Here is a 5,287-nt window from a genome sequence, read left to right on the forward strand (position 1 = left end):
TGGCGCCGCACGATAGTCGATGCGGCACGATAGCCCTATCAGTGGGGTGTGCGCTGTGCCTTGTCGAGGAATGTCCAGGCCACGAAGCGGCTTTGTTTCTGGCCCTGGCCCATCTCGATCACTTTCACCTCACGCGCGCCGGCTTTTTTCAGGGCGCTCTGGATCGGTGGCAGGTTGGATGCCTTGGACACCAAGGTGCTGAACCATACCACCTGGCTTGGCAATGTGGCGCTTTCCTGAATCAGTCGGGTCACGAAGCCGATCTCGCCGCCTTCGCACCACAGCTCCTGAGATTGCCCACCGAAGTTGAGAACCGGCAGCTTGCGCTTGGGATCAGCCTTGCCCAGTGCGCGCCATTTTCGTTGGCTGCCACGCTGCGCCTCATCCAGCGAGGCATGGAAAGGAGGGTTGCAGAGGCTCACGTGGAAGCGTTCGCTGCTGTCGAGTAACCCGAGCAGGATCTGGTTGCGGTTGTCCTGCTGGCGCACGCTGATGGCCTTGCTGAGGCCATTGGCTTTGATGATTGTGGTAGCCGCCGCGATGGCCGTGCTGTCGATGTCCGACCCAACGAACTGCCAGCCATAGTCGCTATGCCCCAGCAGCGGGTAGATGCAATTGGCTCCGGTGCCGATATCCAGCGCCTTGATGGATGCGCCGCGTGGGATCACACCTTCATTGTCCTCGGCCAGCAAGTCGGCGAGGAAGTGCAGGTAGTCCGCACGCCCTGGAATAGGCGGGCACAGGTAATCGGCCGGAATGTCCCAATGGGCGATGCCATAGAACGCTTTGAGCAGCGCGCGATTGAACACCCGCACCGCCTGTGGATTGGCAAAGTCGATGCTTTCCTTGCCATACGGATTGAGGATCACGAACGCTGCCAGCTCGGGGCTGGATTTGATCAGCTTCGCAAAGTCGTAATGACCCTGATGACGATTGCGCGGGTGCAAGGTGGCCTTTTCACGCGGCGCAGCAGGTTTGGCTGGCCGCTGAGGCTTTTTGCGCGGTGGTTTGCGGGTATCGGTCATGGGTTCGATGGTCAGCCGTGATGTCGAGTACAGAAATTCAGAAAACAAAAAGCCAGCCCATAATCGGGCTGGCTTTTCTGGCCACCTTACAGGCTGGCGATGCGGGCGTGTTGCTCGGCCAGCTTGCCCAGTGCCTGTTCGGCTTCGGTCAGCTTGGCGCGTTCCTTGGCGATGACTTCAGGCGGTGCCTTGTCGACGAAGGCGGCGTTGGACAGCTTGCCGCCGACGCGTTGCACTTCGCCTTGCAGGCGCTGGATTTCCTTGTCCAGGCGCGCCAGTTCGGCCCCTTTGTCGATCAGCCCGGCCATCGGCACCAGCACTTCCATGTCACCCACCAGCGCGGTGGCCGACAGTGGCGCTTCTGCACCCTCGGTCAGTACGGTCATCGATTCCAGCTTGGCGAGCTTCTTGAGCAGGTAATCGTTTTCGCTCAAACGACGCTGATCCTCGGCACTCACATTCTTGAGGAACAGTTGCAGCGGCTTGCCCGGGCCGATGTTCATCTCGCCACGGATGTTACGCACGGCGAGCATCAGGCCCTTGAGCCATTCGATATCGTCTTCGGCCGCCTGATCGATGCGTGCTTCGTTGGCCACCGGCCAGGGTTGCAGCATGATGGTCTTGCCTTGCGCACCGGCCAGCGGCGCGAGGCGCTGCCAGATTTCTTCGGTGATGAACGGCATGAACGGGTGCGCAAGACGCAGCACGACTTCCAGAACGCGGACCAGCGTACGGCGTGTGCCGCGCTGACGCTCGACGGGCGCTGTTTCGTCCCACAGCACGGGCTTGGACAGCTCCAGATACCAGTCGCAGTACTGGTTCCAGATGAACTCGTACAATGCCTGGGCAGCGAGGTCGAAGCGGAACTGATCCAGTTGGCGGGTCACTTCGGCTTCGGTGCGTTGCAACTGCGAGATGATCCAGCGATCAGCCAGCGACAGTTCGACCGCTTCGCCGTTCTGGCCGCAGTCTTCGCCCTTGTCCAGCACGTAGCGCGCAGCGTTCCAGATCTTGTTGCAGAAGTTGCGATAGCCTTCGACGCGGCCCATGTCGAACTTGATGTCGCGACCGGTGGACGCCAGTGAGCAGAAGGTAAAACGCAGGGCGTCGGTGCCATAGCTGGCGATGCCTTCGGCGAATTCCTGACGGGTCTGCTTCTCGATCTTTTTCGCCAGTTGCGGCTGCATCAAACCACTGGTGCGTTTCTCTACCAGCGTTTCGAGGTCGATACCGTCGACGATGTCCAGCGGGTCAAGCACGTTGCCCTTGGACTTGGACATCTTCTGGCCTTGGCCGTCACGCACCAGACCGTGCACGTAAACAGTCTTGAACGGGACCTGCGGCGTGCCGTCCTCGTTCTTCACCAGGTGCATGGTGAGCATGATCATCCGGGCGACCCAGAAGAAAATGATGTCGAAGCCAGTGACCAGTACGTCGGTGGAGTGGAAGGTCTCCAGTGCCTTGGTCTTTTCCGGCCAGCCGAGCGTGGAGAAGGTCCACAGGCCCGAGCTGAACCAGGTGTCCAGTACGTCGTTGTCCTGCTGCAGCGCGATTTCCGGCCCCAGGTTGTTTTTCGCCCGGACCTCGGTTTCGTCGCGGCCAACGTAAACCTTGCCGGATTCGTCGTACCAGGCCGGAATGCGGTGGCCCCACCATAGCTGACGGCTGATGCACCAGTCCTGGATGTCGCGCATCCACGAGAAGTACATGTTTTCGTACTGCTTGGGCACGAACGCGATGCGGCCGTCTTCGACAGCGGCAATCGCAGGCTCGGCCAGCGGTTTGGTGGAGACATACCACTGATCGGTCAGCCACGGCTCGATGATGGTGCCGGAACGGTCGCCTTTCGGCACCTTAAGGGCGTGATCATCGACACTGACCAGCAACCCGGCGGCATCGAATGCGGCAACGATTTGCTTGCGCGCTTCGAAGCGGTCCAGCCCGGCGTAGGCCGCAGGCAGGCTGCCGTCGACGCTTTCGTTCAGCGTGCCATCGAGGTTGAAAACCTGAGCAGCAGCGAGAACGTTGGCATTCTTGTCGAAGATGTTCAGCAGCGGCAGGTTGTGGCGTTTGCCGACTTCATAGTCGTTGAAGTCATGCGCCGGGGTGATTTTCACGCAGCCGGTGCCGAATTCAGGGTCGCAGTAGTCGTCCGCGATGATCGGGATGCGGCGGCCTACCAGCGGCAGTTCGACGAACTTGCCGATCAATGCCTTGTAGCGCTCGTCCTGTGGGTTCACCGCAACGGCGGCGTCACCGAGCATGGTTTCCGGGCGAGTGGTGGCAACGATCAGGTAATCCAGACCTTCGGCGGTTTTTGCACCGTCGGCCAGCGGATAGCGCAGGTTCCACAGATGGCCTTTCTCGTCGTGGTTCTCCACTTCAAGGTCGGAAATCGCGGTGTGCAGCTTGGTGTCCCAGTTGACCAGACGCTTGCCACGGTAAATGAGGCCGTCTTCATGCAGGCGCACGAAGGCCTCCTTCACGGCGTCGGACAGGCCGTCGTCCATGGTGAAGCGCTCGCGGCTCCAGTCCACGGACGAGCCCAGACGGCGGATCTGACGGCTGATGTTGCCGCCGGACTCGGCTTTCCATTCCCAGATCTTGTCCAGAAACTTCTCGCGGCCCAGCTCATGACGGCTTATGCCTTGCGCTTCAAGACGACGCTCCACCAGCATCTGCGTGGCGATACCGGCGTGGTCGGTGCCCGGTTGCCACAGCGTGTTGCGACCCTGCATGCGACGGAAACGGATCAGGGCGTCCATGATCGCGTTATTGAAACCGTGGCCCATGTGCAGGCTGCCGGTGACGTTCGGCGGCGGGATCATGATGGTGTACGAGTCACCCACGCCTTGCGGAGCGAAGTAGTTCTCGGACTCCCAGGTCTGGTACCAGGAAGTTTCGATGGCGTGCGGCTGGTAAGTCTTGTCCATGCGCGGCGGGAACCTGTGGCATTGATTCGGAAACCGGTAAGTATAGACCTGACGGCAAGCGACAAGCCATAAGCGCCGGGCCACAACTGGCAGATCTGTCAGTTGGCGGCGAGTGGAGCAAGGGGCATGATCCGGTGTTCAAGTATCGATCGCAGGGCGAATGCGGCCATGAACAAGACTTCGGAAAGCAGGCGCGTACTGTGCCGATATCTCTATGACGCGCTGGATCGTATTGCCGTCGTCGACCCCGGAGCACAGGGTGCAGTGTCGCGTTTTTATCAAAAGAACCGTTTGACGGTCGAGATACAGGGCGCAACGCGTCGCCGTGTATTTCACGGTGAAAACCTTTTGTTAGCGGAGTATGAGACTGAAGGCGCTATCGCCCGGACGGACCTTCTGGCCACCGACCTGCAAAGCAGTGTATTGCATGCTTTGAGTTCGGAGGGGCACCAGCCGCTGGGCTATAGCCCTTACGGACATCGCTTGCCGGGCGGCCCCTTTTCCGGTTTCAACGGCGAGCGTGCGGACCCTGTGACCGGGCATTACCTGCAGGGTAACGGCTATCGCGCTTTCAACCCGGTGCTGATGCGATTCAATAGCCCGGACACCCTGAGTCCATTTGGACGGGGAGACCTGAATGCGTATGCCTACTGTCAGGGGGATCCGGTGAATCGGAGTGATCCTGATGGGCATATTTCATCGTTCAGGGTGCTTGGGCTGACTATGTTCCCCGGTAAAAAGTTTGCTTTTCAAAGGCTGCCGAACGAAATGGTTGCACAGGTGCTCACGTACCTGCCGTTAAAAGATGCAGCCGCACTGGCTTCAACGTCCTCGACGATGAGCAGCAGAGTATCGGGGCTGTCAAAAAAGCCATGGATTGATGTAATGGATCCAGACGCACTGTTGACCATCAACAAGGTTGCGAAAGGCGATACGGGCCTTTCGCCCGCCGTGCTCAGGACTGACGCCTTCAAAGCACAGTTTGAAAAGGCAGTGTCGAACATCACCTTACAGACAAATGAAAAAATCAGGATCGTTAGTCGTCAGGCACAATCAATTCTTGATGACGTGGCGCGCGTGCCGAATGCCAGTTACTCCCAATTTCAAAATGCGGTAGCTCGTAATCGGCGAGCGTATGCGGCGTCCACCGAAATACTGGAAAGTATTGATGGGGTAGTGGCCGAGTATAGGCGATTGAACGCAGAGTGGAATTCACTTATTCATCGTGAGGCAGACACCGGACGATTAGCAGCCAGGATCCGCTCCACATTGAATTCTCGATAACAGCGTATCCACGCGCATACGAGCCAGTTTCCTAAGAGGGTGTAG

The 5,287-nt window shown here is 59.1% G+C and carries 3 protein-coding genes; 1 reads left to right on the plus strand and 2 read right to left on the minus strand.

Features of this window, described 5'->3' with window-relative positions; all coding sequences use genetic code 11:
• Positions 1-38 precede the first annotated feature (38 nt).
• Together rlmF and ALO64_RS05530 are read right to left on the minus strand one after the other, a co-directional pair.
• The gene (rlmF, locus tag ALO64_RS05525; protein WP_044345288.1) at positions 39-1,025 is read right to left on the minus strand and encodes a 23S rRNA (adenine(1618)-N(6))-methyltransferase RlmF; all 987 of its coding nucleotides are present in this window, start codon (positions 1,023-1,025) and stop codon (positions 39-41) included.
• An 86-nt stretch (positions 1,026-1,111) separates the two neighbouring features.
• Positions 1,112-3,958: a valine--tRNA ligase gene (locus ALO64_RS05530; protein ID WP_044345283.1), complete on the minus strand. Its 2,847-nt coding sequence runs from the start codon at positions 3,956-3,958 to the stop codon at positions 1,112-1,114.
• Positions 3,959-4,126: 168 nt separating this feature from the next.
• On the opposite strand from ALO64_RS05530, the gene ALO64_RS05535 reads away from it, so the two are divergent.
• Complete coding sequence (locus tag ALO64_RS05535; RefSeq protein WP_044345287.1) at positions 4,127-5,242, plus strand: RHS repeat-associated core domain-containing protein; 1,116 nt, start codon at positions 4,127-4,129, stop codon at positions 5,240-5,242.
• Positions 5,243-5,287: the final 45 nt, after the last annotated feature.

Origin of the sequence: Pseudomonas meliae, from assembly GCF_001400515.1 — a bacterium.
Classification (GTDB): Bacteria; Pseudomonadota; Gammaproteobacteria; order Pseudomonadales; family Pseudomonadaceae; genus Aquipseudomonas; species Aquipseudomonas amygdali.

Excerpts from the sequence above, each read along its gene's own strand:
- rlmF (WP_044345288.1), bottom strand. The coding sequence starts at position 1,025 with ATGACCGATACCCGCAAACCACCGCGCAAAAAGCCTCAGCGGCCAGCC.
- ALO64_RS05530 (WP_044345283.1), bottom strand. The coding sequence starts at position 3,958 with ATGGACAAGACTTACCAGCCGCACGCCATCGAAACTTCCTGGTACCAG.
- ALO64_RS05535 (WP_044345287.1), top strand. The coding sequence starts at position 4,127 with ATGAACAAGACTTCGGAAAGCAGGCGCGTACTGTGCCGATATCTCTAT.